At 65.3% G+C, this 26,254-nt stretch carries 19 protein-coding genes and 2 pseudogenes; 10 read left to right on the forward strand and 11 right to left on the reverse strand.

The genetic code is table 11. From position 1 onward, the window contains the following. Positions 1–8: 8 nt before the first annotated feature. The 5 genes from RM572_RS25690 to RM572_RS25710 all read right to left on the reverse strand — a co-directional run bounded on the left by RM572_RS25690 (position 9) and on the right by RM572_RS25710 (position 9,651). On the reverse strand, positions 9–884 hold the full coding sequence (locus tag RM572_RS25690; RefSeq protein ID WP_311675768.1) for an HAD-IA family hydrolase: 876 nt from the start codon (positions 882–884) through the stop codon (positions 9–11). Beyond that, positions 884–1,717: a class II fructose-bisphosphate aldolase gene (locus RM572_RS25695; RefSeq protein WP_311675769.1), complete on the reverse strand. Its 834-nt coding sequence runs from the start codon at positions 1,715–1,717 to the stop codon at positions 884–886. The genes RM572_RS25690 and RM572_RS25695 overlap by 1 nt, the downstream gene beginning before the upstream one ends. Then, on the reverse strand, positions 1,704–5,717 hold the full coding sequence (locus RM572_RS25700) for a non-ribosomal peptide synthetase (protein WP_311675770.1): 4,014 nt from the start codon (positions 5,715–5,717) through the stop codon (positions 1,704–1,706). Before RM572_RS25700 ends, RM572_RS25695 begins: the two co-directional genes overlap by 14 nt. A 53-nt stretch (positions 5,718–5,770) precedes the next feature. Further along, a complete protein-coding gene (locus tag RM572_RS25705; protein WP_311675771.1) occupies positions 5,771–7,303 on the reverse strand; it encodes a pyridoxal phosphate-dependent aminotransferase in 1,533 nt (510 codons plus the stop codon). Positions 7,304–7,401: 98 nt separating this feature from the next. Next, positions 7,402–9,651: a non-ribosomal peptide synthetase gene (locus tag RM572_RS25710; RefSeq protein WP_311675772.1), complete on the reverse strand. Its 2,250-nt coding sequence runs from the start codon at positions 9,649–9,651 to the stop codon at positions 7,402–7,404. Between the two features lie 879 nt (positions 9,652–10,530). On the opposite strand from RM572_RS25710, the gene RM572_RS25715 reads away from it, so the two are divergent. From RM572_RS25715 to RM572_RS25730, 4 genes are read left to right on the forward strand one after another with little or no spacing between them, the layout of a single operon-like run. Then, positions 10,531–11,760 carry an ATP-grasp domain-containing protein gene (locus tag RM572_RS25715; RefSeq protein WP_311675773.1) on the forward strand — a complete coding sequence of 410 codons (1,230 nt, stop codon included), beginning with the start codon at positions 10,531–10,533 and terminating at the stop codon, positions 11,758–11,760. Between the two features lie 17 nt (positions 11,761–11,777). Next, entirely contained in the window at positions 11,778–13,004 is a 1,227-nt protein-coding gene (locus RM572_RS25720; protein WP_311675774.1) for a hypothetical protein, read from the forward strand. Next, positions 12,976–14,256 carry an MFS transporter gene (locus RM572_RS25725; protein WP_311675775.1) on the forward strand — a complete coding sequence of 427 codons (1,281 nt, stop codon included), beginning with the start codon at positions 12,976–12,978 and terminating at the stop codon, positions 14,254–14,256. Before RM572_RS25720 ends, RM572_RS25725 begins: the two co-directional genes overlap by 29 nt. Beyond that, positions 14,249–15,262 carry an HAD-IIA family hydrolase gene (locus RM572_RS25730; protein ID WP_311675776.1) on the forward strand — a complete coding sequence of 338 codons (1,014 nt, stop codon included), beginning with the start codon at positions 14,249–14,251 and terminating at the stop codon, positions 15,260–15,262. The genes RM572_RS25725 and RM572_RS25730 overlap by 8 nt, the downstream gene beginning before the upstream one ends. A gap of 64 nt (positions 15,263–15,326) precedes the next feature. On the opposite strand, the gene RM572_RS25735 is transcribed toward RM572_RS25730, so the two are convergent. Beyond that, positions 15,327–16,664: an MFS transporter gene (locus RM572_RS25735; protein ID WP_311675777.1), complete on the reverse strand. Its 1,338-nt coding sequence runs from the start codon at positions 16,662–16,664 to the stop codon at positions 15,327–15,329. 99 nt (positions 16,665–16,763) lie between these two features. Here RM572_RS25735 and RM572_RS25740 point away from each other — a divergent pair, with 99 nt between their 5' ends. Then, entirely contained in the window at positions 16,764–17,123 is a 360-nt protein-coding gene (locus RM572_RS25740; RefSeq protein ID WP_311675778.1) for an ArsR/SmtB family transcription factor, read from the forward strand. A 125-nt stretch (positions 17,124–17,248) separates the two neighbouring features. Here the strand turns inward: RM572_RS25740 and RM572_RS25745 are convergent, their stop codons facing one another. After that, positions 17,249–17,821, reverse strand: coding sequence for a CGNR zinc finger domain-containing protein (locus tag RM572_RS25745; protein WP_311675779.1), 573 nt, complete (start codon positions 17,819–17,821; stop codon positions 17,249–17,251). A 78-nt stretch (positions 17,822–17,899) separates the two neighbouring features. Here RM572_RS25745 and RM572_RS25750 point away from each other — a divergent pair, with 78 nt between their 5' ends. Next, positions 17,900–19,174, forward strand: coding sequence for an MFS transporter (locus RM572_RS25750; RefSeq protein WP_311675786.1), 1,275 nt, complete (start codon positions 17,900–17,902; stop codon positions 19,172–19,174). 115 nt (positions 19,175–19,289) lie between these two features. Here RM572_RS25750 and RM572_RS25755 read toward each other — a convergent pair whose 3' ends face one another. Beyond that, complete coding sequence (locus RM572_RS25755; RefSeq protein WP_311675780.1) at positions 19,290–19,829, reverse strand: GNAT family N-acetyltransferase; 540 nt, start codon at positions 19,827–19,829, stop codon at positions 19,290–19,292. 393 nt (positions 19,830–20,222) lie between these two features. Between RM572_RS25755 and RM572_RS25760 the strand changes: the two are divergent. Next, positions 20,223–20,422, forward strand: a pseudogene (locus RM572_RS25760) (diadenosine tetraphosphate hydrolase); the annotation flags it as partial. Positions 20,423–20,608: 186 nt separating this feature from the next. Further along, a pseudogene (locus RM572_RS25765) lies at positions 20,609–21,425 on the forward strand (IS5 family transposase). Positions 21,426–21,740: 315 nt separating this feature from the next. Here the strand turns inward: RM572_RS25765 and RM572_RS25770 are convergent. The 3 genes from RM572_RS25770 to RM572_RS25780 form a co-directional block, all read right to left on the reverse strand. Then, the gene (locus RM572_RS25770; protein ID WP_311675781.1) at positions 21,741–21,866 is read right to left on the reverse strand and encodes a hypothetical protein; all 126 of its coding nucleotides are present in this window, start codon (positions 21,864–21,866) and stop codon (positions 21,741–21,743) included. Positions 21,867–22,078: 212 nt separating this feature from the next. Continuing rightward, complete coding sequence (locus tag RM572_RS25775) at positions 22,079–22,879, reverse strand: hypothetical protein (RefSeq protein WP_311675782.1); 801 nt, start codon at positions 22,877–22,879, stop codon at positions 22,079–22,081. Positions 22,880–22,901: 22 nt separating this feature from the next. Then, positions 22,902–23,489: an RNA polymerase sigma factor gene (locus tag RM572_RS25780; protein WP_311675783.1), complete on the reverse strand. Its 588-nt coding sequence runs from the start codon at positions 23,487–23,489 to the stop codon at positions 22,902–22,904. A 1,090-nt stretch (positions 23,490–24,579) separates the two neighbouring features. Between RM572_RS25780 and RM572_RS25785 the strand changes: the two genes are divergently transcribed. Further along, positions 24,580–25,365 (forward strand): hypothetical protein, encoded by a 786-nt coding sequence (locus tag RM572_RS25785; protein ID WP_311675784.1) that lies wholly within the window; start codon positions 24,580–24,582, stop codon positions 25,363–25,365. Positions 25,366–25,379: 14 nt separating this feature from the next. Next, positions 25,380–26,027 carry a sortase domain-containing protein gene (locus RM572_RS25790; protein WP_311675785.1) on the forward strand — a complete coding sequence of 216 codons (648 nt, stop codon included), beginning with the start codon at positions 25,380–25,382 and terminating at the stop codon, positions 26,025–26,027. Positions 26,028–26,254 lie beyond the last annotated feature (227 nt).

Raw genomic sequence — 26,254 nt, forward strand, 5'->3', positions numbered from 1 at the left:
TTCTCCGGTTACGAATCGGTGGTGCGGACGGCGCTGGGAGCTCGGCGGCTTGTGTCCGTAGGGGGTCGGTTGGAGTGGGGCAGGGGGTGTAGCGCTGTTCGGTACATCTGGGCGGTCTGAAGGAGCTGCCGCAGGTGGCCGAGGTCGACGTGGTCGGCGACCGGGACGCCGTGCGGATTGGCCAGGACGGACCCCTGTTCGGCCGCCGGCTCTCCGAGGCAGGTGATGACGAGCGCTGCGCCTGAGAAGTCCTCAGAGCGGGAGAGCTCCGTGGGAGTGACCACGCATGTCATGCCCGCGGCTAACGCGGCGACAAGGCCGTTGCGGCTGTCCTCCACCACGACGCAGTCCGACGGCTTGGCATCGATGGCACGGGCGGCAAGTTCATATACGTCTGGAGCCGGTTTCTTGGCTGCCACGGACTCTCCGCTCAGCACAGTGAAACGGCAGGCCAGCTCGTTTCCCATGACGTGCTTCAGCACGGCTTGAACGGACCTTTGAGCACTTGCCGAGGCGATGGCGAGGGACCATCCGGCTTTCGCTGCTTCCTCCGCGAGGCGGCGGACGCCCGGTCTTGGTGTGACTCCTCCGCTTCGGACGATGTCGAGGAAGATTTCCGTCTTGCGGCGATGCCACGCGGCGACGGTCTGCTCCCAGGCGGAAGGGGAAGTGGGCACATCCCATACCGTGCGGAAGTCGACGTCATGCCGGAGGCTGCGGAGACGCTCTTTGCCTCCCGAGATCTTGAGCTTCGCGGCGTACTGGGCAGGAGACCACTGCCACGGAACGCCGAACTCGCGCCACATCTCGTTGAAGGCCCGTAGATGCCCGCCTTGCTCGGTATCGATGAGGACACCGTCGCAGTCGAAGATCAATGCCGGCATCAGGACGCCCTGCCATGGCTCTGCAGCACGACCATGTAGTGCTCTGCCACTTTGGTCACCCGTGTGCGTATGTCCAGGAAGAGGTTGAGGGGCTCCAGCTCGTATCCCCGTTCCGCGGCGTGGCTTCGGACTGCGTCGGTGTGGGCACCTTTCAGGACTGTCGAAAAGTTGATCTTAGAGACGCCTCTGTCGACGAATTCCTGAAGCACGGCGTCGTCCAAGCCAGTGGCTCCGTGGAGAACCTGCGGTATCCCGCAGGCTCGCACTATCTCCTCGACGCGTTCCGGTTGCAGGCGTGGTGCCGTCACGTAGCGGCCGTGCAAGGTGCCCACTGCGGGGCTGAAGCACGCGACGCCGGTCTTCCGTATGAACGTGACGGAGTCAGAGACGGGGCGGACCGCTGGCTCGTCGGCCACAGTCACGCGCCCGATGCGCTCGAACTCGCCTTCGATCTGTGCTCCGTACCGTTCTGCCGTCCGTACTACCTCGGTGGTGGTGCGCACGGCTTCGCCGAATGGGAGGTGAGAGGCGTCGTAGAGTGCGGAATCCCAGCCCGCGCTGAGGCAGGCCTCGACAAGAGCGGGGTCACCGCAGTGGTCGAGATGCAAAATCGCCGTGGTGTCGGTCTCGGCGACCAGCTGGTCGAAGGAAGTCTTGAAGTGCTTGGGCCCCAGTGCCCGGGCTATTCGCTCGGAGACCTGGAGGATGACCGGCGAGTGCACGCGGTGTGCGGCGGCGACCACTCCCGCCATCATTGCCCCGTCTACGACATTGAAGGCGGGCACGGCATAACCGTCACGCAGGGCAGGGCCCAGAAGGTCAGTGAGCTGCATCGGTGCTCCCAGGGCCGTCGAGGATCTGGGACAGTTCCCGCGCCACATCGACGACAGCGGGCTCGCGGACGATCGAGTAGTGATCGCCGTTGAAGACCCGCACCGTGGTCTGAGGAGCGACGGATGCCCATGGGGTGGTAGCGGCCGTGTGATCGCTGCTGACGCCGTGGGATGCTCGCAACTCCCGGACCGGGCCGCTGTAGGGGCCGGCGGTGTACTGCGCGAGCGCCAGGGTGTTGGCTTCCAAAACCGCGAAGAGCCTCGCCACCTGCTGCTCGTCGGTGTCCGCCGGCAGGCCGCCGGCGCGGATCATCAGTCGGGCCACGTCCAGCGCGGTGGCGGCGTCCGGGCACTGCGCGAGTTGCGCTGCCTCGTTGTCCCCCGGCTGCTTACCGGAGCGGAAGTCGGTCAGGAATCGCAGTGCCAGGTCGGCCTTGCGGGGAGCTGTGGGCTCCCCCGAGGAGGGGAAGGGAGTGTCGATGAGCACCACGTGAGCCGGCGGGTGTCCTGCTTCAGCCAGCTGTCGTGCCATTTCGAAGGCGATGACGCCGCCCATGGACCATCCGCCGATGGCGAATCGGCTCCCCGCGCTGTGGTCGAGCACGGCACGGGCATAGGACGCGGCGATCGTTTCGACGTTCTGTTCGGCCACCGATGCCGCGGACAGCCCGGCTGATTCCAGCCCGAAGAAGGGCTGGTCGCCTCCGGTGAGCCGGGCGAGGGGGTTGTAGCACATGACATTTCCGCCCACCGGGTGCACGCAGTAGAACGGAAGACGGCTACCCTCCGGCTGGATGGGAACGAGCAGCTGGGAGTCTTCGTCAGCTGTTGTCCTGCCCTGGCGGACGACTCGTGCCAGGCTGTCGATCGTCGCTCCCTCGAAGAGCACCGACAGCGGAAGGTCCACATCGAAGTCCCGGCGGATGGCGGCGATGACCCGCATCGCGGCGAAGGAGTTGCCACCGATGTCGAAGAAGTTGTCCGCGACGGTGACGCCGGTCGTATCGAGGATGTCCTCCCAGATACGCACCAGTCCGGTCTCGACGTGATCACGCGGCTCGACCGCTTCCGGGCGGTTGCTCTCGTGCCGCAGGTCCGGGTCGGGCAATGCGCCGCGGTCCACTTTGCCGTTACTGGTCAGGGGTAGGCGGTCGAGGGGGATCACGCGAGTGGGGACCATGTAGGACGGCAGTTGCGTGGCAAGGTCCTCGCGCAGCTGCTGGGCGTTCAGCGGCGGTTCGGTCGGGACCACGTAGGCGACGAGGACGTTGCCGTTGGCCGTCTTGTGGGAGGCGGTGACCGCGTCCTGAACGGCGGGGTTCCGCTGCAGTGCGGATTCGATTTCGCCCAGTTCGATGCGGTAGCCCTGGATCTTGACCTGGCCGTCTTCGCGGCCGAGGAACTCGATGTTTCCACTGGGCAGGTAGCGGCCCAGGTCGCCGGTGCGGTAGAGCCGCGCGCCTGTCCGGGGATGGGTGATGAAGCGCTGTTCGGTGCGTGCTGTGTCCCGCCAGTAGCCGAGCGCGACACCCACCCCGCCGATGAACAGCTCCCCCACTGCCCAGGTTCGGCGGGGTTCGAGTGAGTCGTCGAGGACGTAGACGCGCTGGTTCTCCATGGCCGCGCCGTACGGAATGCTTCGCCAGTCTGGGTCGACGTGCCCGATGGGGTAGAGGATTGACCAGATGGAGGCTTCCGTCGCGCCGCCCAGGCTGATGACGTCTTGCACGTCGAACTCGGCGCGTATGCGGTCGGGCAGGGTGACGGGGATCCAGTCCCCGCTCATCATGACCAGTCTTAGGTCCGAGGCGGCGCTCGGTGCTGTCGCCGCGTACTTGGTGAGCATGTCCATCAGGGCTGGCACGGAGTTCCAAACCGTGACGTGTTCGTCGCGGAGCAGCTGCAGCCAGTGGCCTGGGTCGCGCATGCGGTCCGCTGACGGGAGCACGATCGTTCCGCCCGCGGCCAACAGCCCGAAGACGTCGTACACCGACAGGTCGAAGCTCAAAGAGGAGAGGGCGAGGACTTTGTCCGCCGCGGTCACGGCGAACCGGGTGTTGACGTCGTCGATGGTGTTCGCTGCGGCGGCATGCTCGATGGCCACGCCCTTGGGCAGTCCTGTAGACCCGGATGTGTAGATGACGTATGCGAGGCTCTGCGGAGTGGCGGGGCCTGGTGCCAGCCAGTCCCCTGGCGTGCTCTTCTCCAAGTGTTCGTCGACTATGAGACGCTTCGTCCCGGGGGGCCAGCTCAGTTGCTCGTCGACCCACGGCTGGGTTAGCGCGATGCCACCTTCGGCTTGTCCCAGGAGGTATTCGATGCGCGTAGCGGGGAGGGCGGCATCGACGGGCAGGTACCCGGCGCCCGAGCGGACGACGCCCATTACGGCGGCGACTTGCTCCCACCCCTTGTCCATGACGACCGGGACGAGGCTTCCGGGCCCTGCTCCCGCAGCACGCAACCGCTCGGCAATGACGGCGGACCAGCGGGCCAGTTCTCCGTAGCTGATTCGCCGGCCCTTCGCGGCGACGGCGACACGGTCGGGGTGGTGTGCTGCCTGCTCCAGGAACTGGGTGTGCAGCAGTCCCTGGCAGCTGTCCGTCGGAACCGGCTGGAGGTCACGTGCCTGCGGGGCGGGCAGAAGGCTTTCGGCCGGTTCTTCCCAGGCCGCCTCTTCGTTCGCTAGGCGGTTGAGGAGGTGGTGGTAGGTGTCGAGGGCCTCGTCCAGCAGCCCGTCAGGGAACAGCCCCTCCACCGCGTCCCAATTGCATACCAGGGCGCCGTTGAACTCGTAGACCTGGTGGTCCAGGTGAACCTGGGGGGTCTGGAGGGCGCCGCTGACTTCCCGCACTGGGAAGGGCGGGTTGTCGAGCTCCGTGGTGTCCATGTCGAGGCCGCTGGCGAAGACGACGGGCAGCGCCGACTGGCTGTTCCAGCCACGCAGGCGAGCGGCCTCCCGAGAGATGTCGATGGCGCTGACGCTTGCGTATTCCACGGCGTCCCACATGAGCGTCTGCACAGCGCGGGCGCGGTCGGTGAAGGAGGCGTTGCTCTGGCATTCGACGGCGAGGGGGATGGTCGTGCCGAAGTTGCCTGCCAGGTGAGGCAGGTCTTCGTTCAGCGGCAGGCGTCGTGAGGCGAGGACGTTGAGTGTGAAGTTGGGCTTCTTGCTCCACTGGGCCAGCACCTGCGCGTAGGCGGCGCAGAGCACGCTGGTGGGCGTGAGCTTGGCGGCTGAGGCCCGGTCCTTCAGCTTCTGCCACTGGTCGGCGTTCATGCGGTATCGCCGGCGGATGAACGCAGATCCGTCTTCGCGCCTGTCGGCCTGCTGGACAGGAAGTTCTGGGGCGGGCGGGAGATCAGCGATCCGTTCGCTCCAGTACTGCCATGCTTCTTCTTCGTCAGCCGCAGCTTCGGTTTGGAGCGAGTCGCTGTAGTCGGGGTAGGTCAGGGAGCACGGGGGCAGTGGAGCGTGGGGGTCGCGGTACAGCTGAAGAAATTCCGACAGCAATAGTCCCTCGGTGTGGACATCGAGCAGCAGCAGGCTGGCGCTCACGAAGAGGTGGTAGCGGCCTCCGGCGAGCCGGAAGCACAGCGTTTCGAACAGGGGCCAGCAGTCAGTGGGCGGCCCCTGGCGCGCGAAGCGGTCCCGCGTCTGTGCGAGTTCTTCCTCCACCTTCTCGGAGTCCCAAGCTGTCGCGTCGATCACCGGGATCTCATAGGTCGGCACACGGTCGAGTACCTTCAGCCGGCCGTCGGCACGGGCTACCAGCCGCAGGACATCGTGCCGGTCGATGAGGGTGCGCAGGCTGCGCGTGGCGTTGCCGAGGTCCAGGTCGGTGACCTCGAACTCTTCGTAGAGGTGCGCGTTGACGTTGCCGAGTTCGAAGTACTCGCTCTGACCGACGAGGTACGCCTCCTGCAGCGGTGTGGGCTGTAGTGGCGTTCCTGAGGTGTACGAGGAGCCCTGGGTGTGGTTCCAAGTGTCCTGGAAGGTCATACCGGTTCTCTCACTGCCTTCGGATGGTGAGGACTAGGTAGGGAGTTCGCCGCTCAGCGGGGATCGATGGCGTCCTTGTTGTCCAGGGCCAGGCGCACGGCGGCCGGGGTGATGCGGTTCAGGAACGCTTCACGGAGCATGGAACGGCCTGCTTCGAACCCGTCGTTCGTGCCGTCGGGACAGGCCCAGTCCGGGTCGATGCCAGCCCGTCGGAGTCGGTCGTCGAGGTCTGTTCCGAATACGCGAGGGTCTGCGTGATGCAGGACGGCTCGGGCTGCAGCCGTGGTCTCGGCTCGTTGCGGGTGGGCGTAGGTGTGTTCGGAGCCCAGGCAGCCGTAGGACACCCGCAAGATGCAGTCGGTGAAGCCGTTGGAGATCGCCGGTGAGAAGCAGACTTTCTCTTCCTTGAGGTAGTACCGGGTTACGTCTGTGCTGTCCTCGATGAGGTCACCGTCTGGCAAGCGCAGCCCTCGCATCCCGTTGCCGTCGAGGAGTATGGAGTGGCCGGCTTTTGGCTGATGTGCTACGCGCAGAAATGGAGTGCGGGGGGTGAAGCTGAGAGCGAGGGCGACTTCTTCGTTTACGGCGTGAACCAATTCGGTGACGAGTGCCGCACGGGCCATGCATTCCCGGGCGTTGCCGTGGAGGTATTCGTCGGGAGCGCGTAGTGCCGCCAGGGCCATGGCTTTGACCTGAGAGGGGATGGTCATGGAAGCGACCATCGTGTGGTAGTTTATGCGCTCCGTGACGTCGCTGGGGCCGCAAGCCCAGCCAATGCGGAGGTTAGCCAGGCCATAGGCTTTGGAACCTCCATCCACAGTGACCACCCGCTCGGCCATGCCGGGCAGCGATGCGAGCCGGATGGACCGGTGTCCGGGGAACTCAGTACGGAAGAAGATGGCGTCTTCCAGTACCACGAGGTCGTGCTCGATGATGAACTCGCCCAGTGCGGCGAGTTCATCGGCGTCGTAGAGCGCACCGGTGTAGCTGGGGTTGAACAGAATGATCCCGCGAGGTCGTTGTACACGACCGGTGTAGACGTAGCGTTCGTACCAGTGCTCCAGTGCGGCCCGGGTCAGTTTGTGGTCGTGCTCGGCGTCGGTTTCCACGCTTTCCAACTGGACCTTGGCCAGGTCGCACCACATGTTGATGCCTTGGTAATACGTCTGGGCGGTGAGGAACACGTCGCCCGGTTCGGCGACGGCGTGAAAGAAGCCGAAGAAGAGACGGGTTACTCCGCTGTCCACGCAGAGGTTGCTTGCGATGCCTTCGGGGATGTCCTGGCTCTTGAAGAGGTTGATGAGGGCGTCTTCGAAGTCATCGGCCCGGCGCAGGTAGAGGTAGTTGTCCAGGGAGTTTTCCTCGGAATCCAGGAGCGCCGTGACGCCGGCTCCTACGACCGTCGGGTGTGGTCTGCGGATTCCCTCGCCGTGGGCCAGAGAGATGACGTCGCGATCGAACCAGCCGGCGCTGCTCTGGTTGCCTTTACTGTCCAGCCCGGAAATAGCGTCACGACCACGTCGGAACTTGCCGATCGCGTCCCAGAGAGGGCCGGTTTCCTCTTTGGATTGACGGGAATCAGACATGGCTCTCTCCAAGCAGGTTTGTGTGCCGGGCTAGCGATTCGGCGTTCTCCGGATCGGCAGCTTTCTGCTTGAGCTGCGTGATGCCGGGGGTGGCATGGTTAGACGAGGCGAGCTCGACCTTTGAGAATCTGTGCGAGTGTGGGCACGGTTGGGTGTTGCAGCAGCGCAGACATTCTGAGCCGAACGTGGAATTCTTCCCGAACGCGGGCGGCTACGCGCTGAGCGAGGAGCGATGTCCCTCCGAGGTCGAAGAAGTTGTCTTCTGGAAGCACGCATTCAACCGCAAGAACTTCAGCCCATATTTTGGCCAACCGCTCTTCGAGTTCACTCTCGTAAGACTGCACCATGGGTGGCCTCCGAGTCTCCTGAGGAGAAGGCAGCTGCTTCCGGAGGACCTTCCCGTTGGCTGACAGCGGAATCTCTGGCAGAGCCATGAGAGGCCGGGGAATCATGTAATCCGGAAGTAGGCGATTCAGCCTTGCCGTGATCTCCCTGAGCTCTGGTTCACCCGGCTCGACGGGGACGATGTAGCCGACCAGCTGCTGATCTCCGGAGCCGTTCTCGCGGACGTCGACAACGCCGTGACGAACTCGTGGGTCTAGGTTGAGGACGGCTTCGATTTCCTCAAGTTCTAAACGATAGCCGCGGACTTTCACCTGACGGTCTGTACGGCCGAGGTACTCCAGCTCCCCACTTTCGGTCCAGCGCGCGATGTCACCGGTGCGATAGAACTTCCGGTGTGGGCCGGTGTCGTGGCGGTCCAGCAGGAATCGCTGGGCTGTTAGATCGGGTTTTCCGAGGTAGCCACATGCGACGCCGGCGCCACCGATGTACAGCTCGCCAGGAAGCCCGATAGGAACCAGTTGTCCGTTTCGATCAAGTACGCGCAGGACTGTGTTGGCGATGGGACGACCGACTGGTATAGGGCTAGCGGGTCCCTGTATGCGATGTGAGGTCGACCAGACGGTTGTCTCAGTAGGCCCATAGCAGTTCCATGCAGTGCCGACTCGCTGCCGGATCTGCTCAGCAAGGTCGGGCGGTGTCGTCTCGCCACCGCACACAGCAGTGAAACGACTGTCACCTTGCCAGTCGGCGTCGATGAGCATGCGCCAGGTCATGGGGGTGGCCTGCATGAATGAGATCGAGTACTCGGTTAGCGCGTCGCGTAGCGCCAGCCCGTCCGTAGCTGTTTCACGCGATAAGAGTGCTAGACGAGATCCGCGGACGAGTGGCAAGAAAAGCTCTAGCACCGACATGTCAAAGGCGACGGTGGTGATGCCGCCCACGGTGTCTTCCTCCCGGAGCCCTATTTCATTATCGAAGTGCCAGAGAAGGTTCGCGAGCGCCCGGTGCGGAACCTGTATCCCTTTGGGGAGTCCTGTTGTCCCGGAGGTGTAGATGACGTAGGCGACGTCGTCTCTAGCTGGCCCTTCTAACGTGCACGGCCCGGACAGAGGTACTTTTGCAGTTCCTCCGGCGTCGACCTGCATGAGACTGACCCCCGAGCAGAGGTGGCTGCCGGGGGCACCATCGGTGATGAGGAGAGAGGCAGATGAGTCGTCAAGCACGGTGGCGATGCGCTGCGGTGGGTGATCGGGGTCAAGCGGCACGTAGGCGCCGCCGGCCTTCATAACCGCCAGTATGGCGATGTACAGGCCAGGTGATCGCCGCATCAGGACGCCGACGTTGGTTCCACGAGTCACTCCTGCGGTTCGGAGCTGGCCAGCCAGGTGTGTCACTCGGCGGGCAAGCTCGCCGTACGAGAGCTCTCCCCAGGGACCGACTACTGCCGACGCGTGCGGAAGGCGCGCTGCGCAGCGCTCCAGAAGGTCGATGACGGTGCCTTCGGGATTCGCAGCCTCCGTGGATGTCCACTCGGCCAGTTGGCGGAGCTCGGCTGCCGTAAGCATCGACAATTCACCGAGCGGGGCTTCCGGTGCTGTGAGAGCTGATTCCAGCAGGACCCCGAAGTGACCGACAAGGCGCTCGAAGGCAGTGGCACTAATTTCGGTGTCGTTGCAGTACCAGTGCAGGGTCCAGGCTGCGGGCTCGTCGACTTCCCTAACGAGCTGTACAGCGATTTTGTGACCGTCATTCGTTTCCGAGGGTGCAGGGCCCCCAAAGTAGCAGGCTACCTGCGCAGAGGCGAGAACGTCAGCGATGGCCACGGTATCTGGGATAACGTCCGCGTCGGCTAATGCAAGGGAAGTGACACGAAGCTGCTCAGCGAAGGTATCCGCGGAGCCGGCCGAGAACCAGACCGGCGCTGCATGGCGACGCAGTTCCGAGCCGCCAGCACGGAGGCGGGTCCTGATGCATATACTTTCATTACCGGTGTAGCGGTGCATGAGGACAGCGAAAGCCGTCAAGAGGACCGCGTGGGGTGGCACTTCGTACGTCGAACTGCAGGATTTCAGTTTCGATGCGAGATTGCCCGATATCTTGCTACACCCTGAGGCTCCCGAGACCTGCCTCCCGGCCCGGTGACGTCGGGGAAGCGGTAGCTCAAATAAGGGCGTTGCCGTCATCTTTTTTCGAACAGCCGCCAACAACGACTCTTGGCATTCGACGGCTCCGGGATTTGCGCATTTATCATTACGGCGATCAGAGATCACGTGCTCGTCCCCCCGGTTTTTTGCACAGACTTCGAACTAGAGTCCTTCTCGGAAATTCGTGAAGTGCGAACAGTGCATGGAGCTCAAGGCATGGCGCTGAGCAGCGAGCCCGAGTAACCCTGCCACCGCAGCATCGGACCGGTCAAGCGGTTTGATAAGCGGAATACCCCATTGCCATTTTCCCAAAAGTCGTTGTTGCATGCAGTTGGCAACAGCATCAGGGCCGGAATTAACGAGGCCATGCGCGCATCCGGAAGGCGCTTCGACCCCAGTGGCACTTTTGAGCCACTGCAAGTTTCAAGACATACGAACACGACATCGACAAACGGACATAGTGGAACAAAATCCTGAACGTTGCTCGTGGCAACAGGTGGCTCGTTATTGCCTGTCGTGGCCTATTCTCTGCCACGTCGCGGCTGTCTCTGCCGGCCTCAGAGCCTTCATTGAGCCCCCTCCGGGTCTCGTGTAGCGTCTACCTTCAGCTATGCCGCTTGGGGGGCCGGCAGTCGCCGTCCGTATGTAATGGTTCGGCGCACGGAGGTGGCCATTTCGGTTCTCGCTCGCTTGCTTCGCCCATGGCGTTAACAGCTGCCAGCAATGGAGGTAAACCCGATGGCTATTGCCGTCATCGAAACGCTCAATTTCGGCTTGGGGTACTTGGTTGATGCGGCTCGCAGTCGAGGCCACGATCTATTCCTGTTAACTTGCAACAGAGGCTTCTACCAGCACGAACTGGCGCGCGCAGAGAGTGTGGGTGTCAACGTCGTAGACGTGGACACATCTGATGTTGTCAAGGTTGTCTCCGCCTTGCGCAACATCGCTGACCTTCAAGGCATCGTCCGCATGACAGATCTATGGAGCATGCCTGCTATCGAGGCGGCCGAGCAACTGGGACTGCCGCGGCAGAGTGGCGACGCGGTTGCACTCCTGCGCAGCAAAGGAGAGCTGCGCGACCATCTACACAACCACGGGTTCTCGCGAGCCCCCAGTGTGGTCTTCGACCCGTACACCACTGAGGCTGGGGAGGTAAGCAAGCAACTAGGCTACCCCTGCGTGGTGAAGGACGTAGCCGGCAGCTCGAGCCAGAATGTCTGGCTGGTGAAGACACCCAGCGATCTCCGCCCGGTGATCGATGCTGCGCGGAAGTCGGCGCAGGTCCGCGGTGGCGCGCTCACCGCGGAACCCTACTTCGTCGGGCCTCTGTACAGCGCGGAGACGCTGTCGTGGGGTGGCGAAACTCGCATTCTCGGCATCACGAGCCGGTCGCTGTCTCCCGAACCCTACTTTCGCGAGGACACTCTCAGCTTCCCCGTCGCCTTTCCCGAGGCCAAGGCGAAGGAGTTGGTGGACTGGGTCGGCAGCATCCTGTCGACCGTGGGTTACCGGGAGGGCTTCACTCACACCGAGTTCATTGTCACCAGCGAGGGGTTCGAGATCGTGGAGATCAATCCGCGGCTGGGCGGAGCACTCGTTGGGGAATCGATCCACCAGACGTTCGGTGTCAATGTTCACGAGGCCTTCATCGATCTGGCCTTGGGAAAGCGGCCAGCGCTGATGGACGCACAGCTGATGCCTCAGCGTGGGACTGCACAAGTCCTCGTCTACGCCCAGGAGGTCGGTGTCTTCGAGGGCTTCGCCGGGGAGGAGCTTCTGGCCCATCACCCGGGAGAGCCAACTCTCTATCCGCTTCGACGCCCTGGCGACTTCGTTCCCTCGACGACAGACCAGACCGGAGCAGTCGCCGTTCTCTTCGCGACGGGCGCTAGTGCGGAACTAGCCCTTCATAACGTGGTATCAGCGCTGGGAAAGCTCGGTGTCCACACGAAGCCGGAGGGCAAGTGAGCAGGCCCCGTCTCCTCATGATCGGCGGCTGGACAGACTGCATCCAGAAGGCGATCGACTGCGGGTTCGACCTTACCTACTTCGGGCCGACCGAGACGGGGTATTGGCTCGACGCCGACGTACTTGCCCAGTGTGAGCATGTCCAGGAAGCGCCGGTGGGGCAGCCTGCACTGTGTCTGGCCCTCGCCCGTCGTCTGCACGAAGAGCGCCCGTACACGGGCGTGGTGTCCTTCAGCGAATTCGGAATCGAGACCTCTGCGGTCATCGCGGACGCGCTGGGAATCAAGGGCCTCGCCCCATGGCCCACCTCGATCACGCGCGACAAAGTGTGGACGCGAAAGGCGCTCGAAGGCGCCCACGACCTCGCCGTTCCGTGGTGCAAGGTCACCTCCGCAATCGACTTGGAGGATTTCTATCGCGAGCATGGCCCGGATGTGATCGTGAAGCCGATCACGGGAGCCGGCAGCGCCAGCGTGCACCACCTCAGGGCTCCGGAGGATGTCAAGAAACTCATCAACTCCGACTCCTGGGGCGAGACCTGTCCCTGCCTCGCTGAGCGGCGCATCGATAGCGACGCCGTCTACAGCGTCGAGACCGTGACGTTCGGCGGCCGACACTACGTCATCGCATTCTCCCTTGAGCAGACCGTGGGGCGGGGCAGCTCCGTGACCAGCTACATCATGGTCCCTCCACCGCCACCCTTCGATGACGAGACCGGCGAGAAGCTAGCGCGCTGTGCGATGAGGTTCCTTGACACGATCGGCCTTGACTGGGGGATCGCCCACACAGAGGTGATGATCGACACCGACGGCAGCGTCTATCCCATCGAATCGCAGACGCGTATCGGTGGCGCCCGCATCTACCAGATGGCCGAGCGGACAACGGGGTTCAAGCAGATCGACACAATGCTCACGAGTCTGGTCAGTGACCAGGTGGAGGCACCTCACCTCCCGGAGCCAGTGTCTGTGTGCATGATGTTCCGGCTCCTCGCTCCGGCGGGTGAGGTGAAGGCTGTCGCCGATCCGGGTGTACTAGAGAACCTGGACGGCGTCTTCGCGGCACAGATCAACATCCGCCCTGGCCAGACGCTCACCCCGGTGGTGGACAACCTCGACTATTTGCAGCACGGAGCTGTGTGGTTCGAGGCGTCCGACCACGGCGCGGCGCAGGCGGTGGTTCAAGAGGTCTGCACGAACTACTGGGTGGAGTACAGCGATGGCAAACGTTGGCATCCAACGTTTTAAGAAGATCGGGCAGCTTCCCTCGCGGTTCCGCCTCCTGCTTGTTGCGTCCTTTCTCATCCCTCTGGGCGGCTTCATGGTGATGCCGTTCATGTCCTTCTTCCTGCATGAGCGCTTGAAGATGGACCTGGGCACGGTAGGCGTCATCATCGCTGTCGCCTCGTTCGTACAGATGTCGGGTGGTGTGGTCGGCGGCATGGTGGCCGACCGGTTCGGCCTGAAGCGCACCATGGTGCTGGCGTTGACGGTGCGAACGTTCAGCTTCCTCCTCTTCGTGGCGGCTTTCGCCGCTCCCGCCATCTCGGTACCCGCGCTGCTCTTGTCTTCCGCCGGCGTAGCGTTGTACCTGCCCGCAAACAAGGCATATGTGGTACAGGACTGCGACGAGGGTCAGCGCCCGCTCTTTCTTTCCCTGACCAACTCGGCGCTCAACGGGGGCATGGCCCTCGGACCGCTGATCTCCGGGCTCTTCATCATGAGAGCCCCCCTCGTGGTTTTCGTCGCCGTGACCGGTATCTTCGCAGGCGTCACGTTGCTGCATATCCGGGCGCTACCAAGCGACTTGCAGGAGAGGCAGGAGGAGCGAGCTTCCACACCCTATTTCGGCGGCATCAGGACACTTTTCATCCCTCCAGTGCTCACAGCCGCGTTCGGGTTCTACATCTACATGTTTTTCCAGAACTACATGAGCGTGTACGCCCTGGATCGGTACGCACCAATGGTGTTCAGTGCCCTGCTCCTCATCAACGGTGTGCTTGTGATTGTGCTGCAGCCCTTGATGGCGAAGCGCATCAGCGCGCTGAATTTTCCGGCGGCGGTCGCTCTCTCCTTCGCTCTCTTCGGAGTCGGCCTTCTCCTGGTAGCCCACGCCGGCTTTGTCGCAGTCGTCGGCGGCGTGATATTGATCAGTCTTGGTGAGGTGGTTCTCTTCCTCAAGAACGAGCTCGAGGCGCTGCGCTACTCCCCCGGCAACCCTGCCGCGGTGTTCGGAAACCAGCGCCTTGCGGCCGGGATCGGTGCCTTCGCTAGCGCTTCCGCAGGCGGCTGGCTCTACGAGTCGGTCAACAAGTCGCACTCCAGCGACCAATACTTCTGGGCGTACTGCGCGGCGCAGGCAGCAGTCGTCGGGCTCGTAGCGGTACTCGTCGTCCTCTTCCACAAAGGACGACACTCAACTGCCGGGCAGGACGATGCGGCCTCCGAGGTCGAGCAAGGGACCGAGCCCACTGATGAGGCGGAGGTAAAGCATGTCTGACGTGTCGCATGATCTCGCAAGGGGATGCGAATCTCCTCTCTGCCGGGAGTACGACACGGCCCTGCTGGACCTCGACGGCGTGGTCTACGTGGGTCCAGATGCTGTCGAGCACGCGGCACCGTCGCTTTTCGGTGCGGTGGGGCAGGGCATGCGTCTCGCTTACGTCACCAACAACGCCTCCCGCACCCCCGAGACCGTGGCGAAGCATCTGAGCGGCATCGGCATGCCCGCCGTTCCGGAGGACGTGGTCACCTCCGCTCAGGCAGCATCCCGGCTGGCCTTCGAGTTGTACGGGTCCGGCGCGCCTGTCCTGGTGGTGGGCGGCGAGGGATTGCGCACCGCCGTCGAGGAACGTGGCCTGCGCGTGGTCGCATCCGCTGAGGACAATCCGCACGCTGTGCTGCAGGGCTACTCCCCCGAGGTCAACTGGCTGGATCTGGCCGAGATCAGCTATGCCGTCGCTCGCGGCGTTCCATGGATTGCGACCAACACCGATGCGACGGTCCCTACACCTCGCGGACTGGCCCCGGGCAACGGCACTCTTGTGGGTGTGGTGCGGACAGCTACGGGCGTTTCTCCGATGGTGGCCGGTAAGCCTTCCGAACCCCTCTTCCAGGAAGCTCTCTCTCGCACGCGGGCGGGACGCCCTTTGATGATCGGTGACCGGTTGGACACCGACGTGCAGGGGGCCCGTGCAGCAGGCATCGACAGTCTGCTGGTGCTCACCGGCGCCACGGACCCGACGGCCCTGGTCGCTGCCCCTGAGCACGCGCGGCCCACTTATCTGGCCGCCGACCTTCGGGACCTACTTGCCCCGCACGCCGGCGTGGTCCGGAGAGGGGAGGTCTATTTTTGCGGCGGGTGGTCCGTCACCTCGGGGGGCGACGCGCTGTCGGTAAGTGGCAACGGCGATCCCTGTGACGGGCTGCGTGCGATCTGTGTAGCGGCCTGGTCGACCGACCGGCTACCGGATCCGGGCCGGGCTCTTGCCTCAGTAGGGCTATGAGCCTGTGCCTCGAAAGGCAGGTGCCTGCTTTCGCCGTGGCGCGGCTGAGTAGCACCTTGCTGCGTCAGTGCGGTAGCGGGTGAAGTTCGTCGCGAGCGTGGTGATGACAGTGTTTCCATCCTTCCCGGACCCGTACCGCACCGGCGAGGTGCGGGTGATCGGGGTCCAGGCCTGTGTGCACGTGCACGGCGGCTACCCCTGCCTCATGTTTCGGCCACAGTCGGACAGCCAGTACTGCCGCTGCCAATGCCACGACGCCCAAAACGGCTACTGCGGGCTGTAGCCCTGCAGCTCCTAGCCAACCCGCGAGTGGGTACGTCAGAAGCCAGCAACCGTGGGAAAGGGAGAACTGCGCGGAGAACGCGGCGGGACGGTCTTCGGGTTCGGCGGCGCTCCGGATAAGCCGGCCAGTGGGGGTGAGCACCATCGAACAGGCCGTGCCGAAAGCCGCCCATGCGGTCAGCAGTGCTGGCCAACGCCAGTCGCCACTCGCGGCTGCTGTGATCACCCCAAGCACTGCGAAGACGGCCGTGAGCCCCAGTGCCCCGTAAAGCATCACGGAACGGTCCGGGACCTTGTCCAGCAGTCTGGGCAGTATCAGGGCGATGACCATCGAGCCCGCGCCATACGCGCCGAGCGCGATGGCTACGTCGCTTGTGGAGCGGTCGAGGTGGTCACGTACGTAGACGACGGTGTTGACGGTGACCATCGCGCTGGCAGCAGCCACGGCGAGATTCAGGGCGAGCAGAGCGCGCAGACGTGGGGTGGCAAAGAACAGACGTGTGCCCGCAGTCGCCTTGGCGAAGGTGCTGCGGGCAGGCTGTGCGGCGTGCGGCTTGGGGAGTACGGCGGAGACGACGAGCACAGCGGAGGCTACGAAGCCAGTCATGGTGCCGATGAAGAGCCAGTTGTACGTCATCAGCGAGAGCAGGCCGGCAGCCAGTGCCGGACTGAACAGGCTCTCCAGGTCATAGGCCAGGCGGGACAGGGACAGCGCTCGCGTGTAGTCGCGTTCTTCGGGTAGGACCTCGGGGATGAGGGCTTGGAAGGCTGGGGTGAAGGCGGCAGAGGCGGCCTGGAGTGCGAAGACCAGTGCATAGATCTGCCAGACCTGTTCCACGAACGGGAGCACCAGCGCGACGGCAGCTCTGATGAGGTCCGCTCCGACCAGCAAAGTTCGGCGGGGCAGCCGGTCGGCTATCGCCGTGATCACGGGGGCGATCAGGACGTAGGCCACCATCTTGATCGCCAAGGCAGTGCCGAGGACCGAGCCGGCATCGGCTCCTGCGATGTCATAGGCGAGCAGGGCCAGTGCAACGGTAGCCAGGCCGGTTCCTGTCAAGGCGATGACCTGTGCGGTGAACAGATGCCGGTAGGTGCGGTTGCGCAATACGGAAAACATGCGGCAAGGGCTCCCTGCGACGACAGACGACACTCAACCATACACACATGTGCGCACTTGCGCACCTATAGAGTTGTCGGGTGCGTCTACCCTCTACATATGCCTGGGAGCAATCCGACGCCACCTGCGGCGACAACTCATCTGCAAGCTCCGGACAGCGCCCGCCTCGCGGAGGCAGCGGAGGTGTTCGCGATGCTGGCCGATGCGACCAGGCTGCATCTACTTTGGCTGCTCGCGGAAAAAGAGGCGGATGTGAGCTCACTCGCGGAGCGCTGCACGGCGTCGAGGACGGCGGTCAGCCAGCACCTTGCGAAGCTCCGGCTCGCAGGGATGGTGGATACAAGGCGGGAAGGGCGTCACGTCTTCTACCGTTTGCGCGACGGGCACTTGCGGCGCCTGATCCTGGAAGCACTCAGTCATGCGGACCACCGGGTGAGCGGTGAACCTCCGCATGAGTAACGGGCACGGAGTCGCCGTCCCGCCTGTGACACATCGACCTGCGGCGCCCGCCGTTCTCGATGCTTGCGAAATAGCCCGCCGACGCGCAGCTGCCGCCGCCAGAGAGCACCGGTCGCCCGGGCGGTTCACTGCTGTTGGGATTTGCGTGCACGGAAGGCTGCGGCCTTGACGCGGCTTTGACAGGCAGTGGAGCAGAACTGCCGGACTGCGTTGCGGGAGTTGTCGATGTAGACACGGTCGCACTGAGGAGCCCCGCAGACGCCGAGGCGCCCAGCGAGGTCGCTGCCGATTGCCAGAGCGAGCGCGGTGGCGCAGCCGGCACTCCACCCCACAGCGAGGGAGTCGTCGGAGCCATGGAAGTGCATCTGCCAGGGCTCACCTGATGCCCGGTCCAACTGTGGGCGAGCGCCGGCTGCTCGCAGGAGGCTGTTAAGGATGTCGGCTGCCCCGTCGATGCGTCCGTCGTCGACCGCTTCGAAGACGGCCTTCATCTGCTCTGCGGTACGGGCGAGCCGAGCCGCCTGCTTCGCCTCGACTTCAGCGGGACGCGCGGTGGAGGGCAGCGCGGAGGCGACGGCATCGGGGAGACGGTCATCACTGGGTGCGACATACGGCCTGCCACGGCGCGCCCCGTCGGTCAGCGCGTTAACGAGGGAGACCGCAACGTCCAGAAGCGTCGCAACGTGACTGTCGAACATCACTTGACCAGTCACTCCTCGGACTCTAGGGTTGTTACTGACGATACCTGATTCGTCAGTAACAACAACGGGGTGTACATGCGAATCCCGTCGAGCGGGCAACGGCTACCCCGCGTGGTGTGGCTGCTCATCGCAGCGCGGGCGGTGAACCGTCTGGGCGCGTTTTCACTGTCATTCCTCACCGTGCTGATCACCACTGAGTTCGGCGCGAGTATCGCCGCGGCCGGGCTGGTCTCCACCTCCTTCGGGCTCGCCACGATTCCTTCCCGCCTGCTCGGAGGGCACTTGGCCGACCGCTTCGGCCGCCGTCGGACCATCGTGCTCGGGCTTGCCGGATGCACCGTGGCCCAGTTGGGACTTGCGGCGGCAGGAAATCTGCCGACAGCGGTCTGCTCCGCAGTGTTTCTAGGGCTCGTTTTCGAGCTTTACGAGCCACCGAGCCAAGCGATCATCGGCGAGGTAGCTGGCACGGCGCAGCGTGTCCGTGCCTACAGTCTGCTGAACGCCGCCCTGGCCGTGGCAGGGGTGGGCGCCGGCTTGCTCGCGACCGGCCTGGGTCGCTGGGATCTGCGCTGGTTGTTCGTCGCAGACGCCATCACATGCCTGGCGTGTGCGATCGTCATACACCTCGTCTTGCCCGCTGACCGCGCCAGGTTCCGGGGGAGGGCCTCACGTTCGGAAACTGTGTCGGTTTCGCCGTGGCGTGATCGCACGTTGATGATGCTGCTCGCCTCCGGGACCGTGTTCGCCTTGGTCTACCTCCAGGTCATGATCGTGCTTCCCTTGTCGCTGGCGGACCGCGGTCAATCGCCAGCGGACGCCGGGCTCCTCTTCACCGCCTCAGCGCTGGTGATCGTGTGCGGTCAGCCGCTGTTGCGAGCGAACCCACTGGCCGTGATGTCTGCTCCCGCCGTCTTGACCGCGGGCTACCTGCTGCTCGGCGTCGGCCTGGCAGGCTACGCCGCAGCGCACTCGCTTCCCAGTTTCCTGGTTGCGACTGCCGTGTGGAGCCTGGGCGACCTGCTGCTGATGGGACGCATGTACGCGGTCGTCGCCGACTTGGCTCCGCGGGGAGCCTCAGCACGATACATGGCCGCGTACGGCACGAGTTGGGGCATCGCCTCAGTGGCCGCCCCACTCGCCGGCACCCAGCTCCTCGAGCACGCGGGGACAGCGGTCTTGTGGTCCGTCACGGCCGCCGCTTGCTTCGTGCTGGCGATCGCTCAGCCGTTCGCACTGCGCAATATCTCCGGACGGAGCACAAGAGCAGAGTCACACGCCGACGTTCACCCCGCGCATGGGCCATCGAGCCCGAACACGGCCTTGCCTGACCCGCCGTCGGGACCAAGATGAGGCGGCACCCGCCCCGGCACGCCCGGGCAAGAACGTCAACGCGCTGGCCGTACCGCTGACATCGCTGCAGCTTAGTCGGCGTGACCTGACCTTTTCTGTTCCGGCGGGCAGCGGATCAGGGACCGGCAGTTTCGTGCACCACGGCTTCGGCACGTGACAATGTGGGCTGAGAAGCAGTGTCCAACGGCTTGGCGTAGCAGAGGCTGAAATCAACGAAGCGATAGTGTCCGAACTTGGCGCAGGGTTTGTAGCCGCTGGAGAGGTAGAGGGAGACGGCTTCCGGCTGCTGTGTCCCGGTCACCAGCACCATCGTGGTGCGCCCCTCGGCGCGGGCGTCGTCCTCGAGGGCCGCCAGCACCAGACGGGCCAGGCCACGTCCACGAGCCTCCGGTACTACGTACATACGCTTGATCTCCGCGTCGCCGTCCGCGTACCCGAGTTCGTCTCTGTCTTGAGCCCTCCAGCCGCCGCTGGCAACCGGCAGGTCCTGGTCGTCGTAGACAACCAGGAAACGCCCATGCGGGGGTTCAAACATGGTCGGCTCCAGCGGCGTGACATCGCCTTCGTGCCCGTATCGCTCGGCATACTCGAGTTGCACTCGGTCATTCAGGTGGACGGCATCGGGGTGACCGAAGAAGACGGAAGCAATCCTCATGTCGGCAACCGTACTTCTCCGCCGCAGTCTGGACTCGGAACATCGCTCTCAGAGTGAGATCACCGGCCCCGGGCAGGGACATCCCCTCCGCGAGGACCTCGCTACGCAAGCGGGGGTCGGGTCAGGGTCGTCTCGGAGGGCGCTTTCGCTCGGACTGCGACGGCAGCAGGCGAAACCGTTCTCCACTGTTACGTCCGTGAACGTCCAGCCAGTACCTGAGCGGCTCCGTCGGGTGACGTGCTGATGGGGATCTTTGAAAGCGGCTACCTGTGCTCCTCTCCCCATTTCGTTGAGACCCGAAGTATGTGGGGAGGGAGGGCGATGAGTCGGACGAAGTCGCCGGAGGTCCGTGATCACAGCCCTGTAGGTTCGCCGCATGACTGGTGACTGCGGATGGACCGGATCGGAAGCGCGTTGAAGGGCGAGAACCCTGCCGTGTTGCGGCGCCTGTAGGCGGGGTTTGCCGCAACGGCGACGCGCAGTTCCTTCCGGGATACTCGGTGCTTCTGGTGGACGGTCCGTCTGTGCAGCGGCTGTCGGAGCTGTCGAGGGCCAAGCGGCTGACGTTCTTGTCCGAGATGGACCGGCTCGGGTAGGCGGTTGAGTGGGCCTGCGGAAGGCTGGATGCGGCCGCCGCCTCCACCGACGTACGAACGCAAAGCCGACCACTTCTTCGCCTTCACCAGCATCGCCTGCACCCTCATCTGCTACCGCAGACTCGCCAAATGAGACGAGTTCTTAGACCGTGTCCTATGTGGTGAGGCGTCGTTGAGCTGGTCATGGGGCGGGGTAGGTGGAGTTGGATCGTTCCGGACGGGTTGTGGGAGATCGCGAAGCCGCTGATCCCTCCCTCGCGGGTCCGGCCGCAGCGCGGCGGGACGCCGGACACGCCTGATGAGACGGTGTTCGCCGCCATCATCTACGTCCTGGTCAGCGGATGTGCCTGGCGGGCGTTACCGCCGTGCTTCGGCATATCGAAGTCCACCGCCCACCGGCGGTTCCTCATCTGGTCGCGTGCGGGGGTGTGGGGCCGGCTACATGAGGAGATTCTGCGGCGCCTGGATGACGCCGACCTGCTCGACGTCTCACGCGTCGTCCTCGACTCCGCCCACGTCAGGGCCAAAAAGGGGGCGAACACACAGGTCCGAGTCCCGTGGACCGCGGCAAGCCGGGTTCCAAGATGCACATCTGTCGGACGGGAACGGACTGCTCCTCCTCGTCGGCGTCTCGGCCGCCAACGTCCACGACAGCCTCGCCTTGAAGCCCATGGTCGCCGGCCACCAAACGAGACACGACCCTCACCGCGGCCGCCATCTCAAGCCCCGGCGCCTGCACGCAGACAAGGCGTACGACGTCCCTGAACTGCGGCGTTGGGTACGCGGCAAACGCATCGGCGTTCGCATCGCCCGCAAGGGCATCGACTCCAGCGAACGCCTCGGCCGCCGACGATGGGTCATCGAACGCACCATGTCCTGGCTGACCGGCTATCGCCGCCTCAACCACCGCTACGAGCGACATCCCCGGAACTACCTGGCCTTCCTCGGCCTCGCCGCCGCCCTCTGCTGCTACAAACGACTCGCCCGCCTCACCACATAGGACACGGTCTTAGAAGTACAGGATCGGGGTTGTGTGCGTTGTGACCTATCTCGGCAGCATCGGGGTTAGGCGTCTGTTAAGGCTGTACTCTGGAATGCGTACAGGGACGCTTGGAGACGCGTTTTCGCTGTTCAGTCAGCGGAGTTGCAGATGCCGAGGGATTCCTGGGAGCGCACGAAGGGCCCGAACCCGGGGGGTCGTGGCCCCCGAGCAGGGCCCTGCGCTACTGCTTCGAGTCCGGCCGAGTGTGTCGCGGTCGGACTCGTCGCTTATGCGCGAGAGACCGAGCCTTCCGGACTCGTGATGACCGCCCGATTACCAGAGCGAGATCACCCCGAAGAAGACGGCCACCGCGACGCTCACTCCGGCGAGTCCGACCTGCCATCGTTCGGCAGGCGTCCACCGGTGTTCCGGTCGCTTCGGCGTCGGCTTCTTCTCCATCGGTACTCCTTCCTCTTCGGTCCAGCCCGCCGCGGCGGGCGCCCGCCGGCCGGTACGGCCGACGAGGTATCAGGGAAGAGAGGTGGTACCGGAGTTCATGGTACGGCCGCGTATGCGCATTCGGAGTACGAACCGCACGTCACGTCCTCTCTCCAGCCCTCCTCTTGGGCTGCCCGCCCGGCGGCTGCGCGGGGCCGCCGGGCGGACAGCGGTCACCTGGCGGCGCACCCCTGCAGCTGAGCGGCCACGTTCCGGTCCGGCCAGGTCAGTAACACGGCCTCGCCCGGCTCGGTGCCAAGTCGCTGGATGGCCGAGGTCAGGGCTCGGGAGAGGGTTCCCGCGCAGGCGTGGAAGGCGCTCATGGTGAGCGTTTCGCTGTCCTCCCCCCGCAGCAGGCGCCAGACCTTCAGGAGGTTCAGCGAGTACAGCAGGCGTGGTTCGCGCCGAACCCGTGTGGTGACGTCCTCGTGGTCGCGGTCCTGGTGCCGTGGGGTCTCGGGATCGTCCAGGTCGGCGGCCTGTTCTGCCCAGTGACGGGCGGCGCGAAGTTCTCCCCGGACGGTGTGGAGCAGTGAGAGGCACTCGGCCGAGGCAGTCTTGCCGGCTCCGGCGGCGAACTGCCAGAAGAACTCGGCCTGGTCGTCCCGGTCGGCCAGGTGAAGGAGGCAGGCGAAGACCAGGGCGTTGTCGGCGTCGATCTCTTTGGTGGCCAGGCGGGTGATGTGGGTGGCGGCGTCGGGGGTGCGGATGGCGAGGGAGGAGAGGGCGCGCAGGTCGCGGGCGGCGCGCTCGCGGCGGGCGACGGGGCCGGCCCGGTCCGGCCCCGCTGCATTGAGCGGGGCCGGGCCGAGCGCGGGGTGGGGGAAGCCGCCCTGGGCGGTGCCGCGCTGCACCGCGTCGAAGTAGTCCTCCGCGAGCCGCTCGCGGGAGGCCTTCAGCTCCTTCTCTTCGTCCGGGTCATCGGCGGGCAAGGCGCAGGCGTCGTTGAGGACGTCGTCCAAGGTGCGCGGCACGGGCATGGTGCGGGTGTCCCTCTCAGTTGTCTGTTCGGTTGGTGTCGAGGTCGATGCCCAGCTCGTCGGCGAGCCGGCGGCGGGCATAGGTCAGGTGGGAGCGGACGGTGGCTTCCTCGACTCCCAGGATGTCGGCGGTGCGGGCGCGGCTGAAGGCGAAGACGTAGTGGAGGACCACCACGTCCAGCTGGCGCGGGGGCAGCTTGGAGATGGCGGCGTAGAGGCCGAGGCCGGTCTCCAGGGCGGCGAACCTGTCCCGGAGATCGTCCATCTGCTCCCTGAACCGGTAGTAGAACGCCGCCGTCTCGGTGATGGCGGGTTCGCGGTCCTGGCTGACGAGGTAGTCGTCGACGGCCTCCTTCAGGTGTCCCCAGGCGCTCTCGCGCGGATTGGCCTCTTCCATCAGCCGCTTCCAGCCCACCAGGAGGCTGTAGAAGACGCGGTGCACGACCTGCTTGGCGATCTCCTCGTCCCCGAGGAGGAGTTCGGCGTAGCGGCGGTAGGGCCGGTAGAACCGTTGGTGGAAGGCCTGGAACTCCAGCGGGATGCGGGTCTCGCGGGCCTCGGTGCGCCGGGTCGTCCTCGGGTCCTTCTTGTCGTTCTCGGTCATGCCAGGACCTCCCGGGCGCTGCGCGGGATGGCGGGGAGCGCGGGAGTGGGCCGGCTGGAGTGCTGCTTCCGGGTGGGGAGTCCCGCTATGCCCCTGGGATCGCGGTCGTGCTGCGGCTGGGTTGCCGGCTCCGGTGCGGGGGGTGAGGCGGCGACGGCGGCCGGGGCCGCCGTGCCGCTGGACGGCTGAAGCAAATCGATGTCCTTTCGGGACCGGCTTGGAAGGCACCGCAACGAGCGCTCCCCTTGTCTCCAACTCGCGCGTCTGCCTGAGGACTTCGGTGTCCTCACGGCATCAAGTCAACCGGTCGGCGGCCCTGTTTGCGGAAGTCGCTCCCGAGAATCTGGGCTTGGCCACGCCACCTGGTGACCGCATATGCCTGATGCAAGATCCACTACTGATTAGTAGACCCAAAGCGACACAGAACACACGGTGCGTGACCAGACATGACACATGTCACCCCACTCGCGCGGCGAGCAGATTCATGCGCGAGCCATCGATCCAAGCCGTGATGCGGATCACAAACAGTGACGCGTGGGGCAAACCCGCACGATGGCCACCTCACCCCGCTCAGCGGACGATCTTCCCCGAAAGTCGGCACGCCAGGCGCACATCAGCACGACTCCCACCGCAACCGGCCGAGACGCGCACACCCGAACGCCGGCGAACCGGAACCTCCGGGGGCGCACGCTTCCGGGCCGGGCGAGTGTGAACGGCGATCCGATCTTCGGGCTGGAGTACTTCGGTGAGATGAGGGCGTACCGCAGTCGATGCGGCGGGGCGAGTGGAAGGCTGCGGTGCCTACACCGGAGTCGCCCGTTCGTCGCATCGGCTTCGAGGTGTTGGGTGTCGCGGCAGCGGTGCGGTCATGGTGGGGTCGTGTGACCTGCACCGGCCGGGCCTTGTGCGGTGCGGGCGGAGACTGGTGGTTGGGCCGGGTGGCCGATTCTGGTGACGTCTTCCAGGGTGCGGCTGCAGTGGCGGACAGCGGGCGGGACGGTCAGTTTCGAGAGGTGTATGCGGCGGCCCCCGGCACGTGCACGCTTCTTCGCCTGGGGTCGCGTCCGTTTCTCTCAGCTGGAGAACCCTGATGAAGCGAACCGTTCTGGCTGCCGCGGCGGCGCTGGCCGCCACTGCGCCGATGATGGCCCTCGCCCCGGCCGCCACCGCTGGTGGCATGCCCACCCCCGACCACCACAAGCCGCTCTCGCTGCACGCGAAGCTGGACCCGTTCAAGGTCAACAGGGTCACCGGGCGCGGCTGGGCCAAGGTCCACCTCAAGGGCCGGCACGTCAGCGTCAAGATGCACGTCAAGGGCCTGCTGAACGCCCCGCACGCGCAGCATTTCCACATCGCCGCCAAGGGCGTGTGCCCGCCGGAGTCGGCGGCCACCAAGCACAACGGCAAGCTGTCCCTGTCCACGCCCGACGGGGCGCCGTTCTACGGCAGGATCGGCACCTCGCTCACGACCCGCGGCGACACCAGCCCGGCCTCCGGCCTGGCGGTGGACCGCTTCCCGACCGGCTCGAGCTACCACTACGAGCGCAGCTTCACGGTCAGTGAGGAGGCCGCGAAGTCGCTGCGTGCCGGCACCGCCGTCGTGGTGGTGCACGGCATCGACTACAACGGCAACGGCAAGTACGACTTCAACCTCGGCAAGAGCCTCCTGGACCCCAAGCTTCCGGCTGAGGCCACCTTCCCCGCGCTGTGCGGCACGCTGAAGAAGTCGCCGCACGGCGGCGTCTCCGGCGGCCAGGGCGGCACCCAGAGCAGCGACACAGCCACCACGGCCGCTGCAGCGACCACCGGCGGGGCCCTCCTCCTCGCCGGCGCCAGCGCCTACTGGCTGCGCCGCCGCACCACCCGCCAGAACTGAACGGCACAGGCCCTATGCCGTTCACCTGGCGCACCGGCCGCCGCGGTCTATTGACCGCGGCGGCCACCGCCTGCACCCTCACCGGCAGCGCACTCCTCACCCTCGGCCTCACCGACACCGCAACTACCCCGCCACCCGCACCACCCGCCGCCGCAACGGCACCCGATCAGCCGGAGACCGCTGCCGAGCCCGCCCCGTCCTCCGCGGGCCTGCCGCGTTCGGTTCCCGTGCGGGTCACCGCCGACCGCGTCGGTCTGGCCGCCCGCATCGAAGCGGTCGGCCTCGCCGGCGACGGTTCCATCGCCCTCCCGAAGGACGCCGACGACGCAGGCTGGTACACCGGCTCGGTCACCCCCGGGGAGCGCGGCAACGCCCTGGTCGTCGCGCACGTCGACGACACCGACGGTCCCGCCGCCTTCTATCCACTCTCCTCGCTGAAGCGCGGCGACCGCATCGAAGTGAACCGCCGCGACGGCTCAACCGCCTCCTTCACCGTCTCCGGCATGCAGGTGCATCCCCGCGACGACTTCCCCGCACGCGTCTACCGGCCCACCACGCGCCCCCGGCTGACGCTGATCACCTGCACCGGCTGGGACCCAGACACACGCACCTACCAGGACAACCTCGTCATCACCGCACACCTCACCAATACGGCCACCTGAACCTCCCGGCCCCGTCTCAACGGCACGACAGGCGGTTGGCACCGGCAGGGCGAGAGGGGTGTGGCAGGCTCACCCGGGAGGCCCACAGCCAGAACTCAATCGGCCCGGGCCGGCGCGAGCGTGAAAACCTCAGAAGGAGCCGCGGGTGCGGGCGAACAAAAACTCGACATCGGCCCGGCCGGCCGGGGAGAGCCTCGACGCGCTACTCACCCGCGTGGGTCGAGGCG

Source organism: Streptomyces hazeniae, from assembly GCF_031845485.1.
Taxonomy (GTDB): Bacteria; Actinomycetota; Actinomycetes; order Streptomycetales; family Streptomycetaceae; genus Streptomyces; species Streptomyces hazeniae.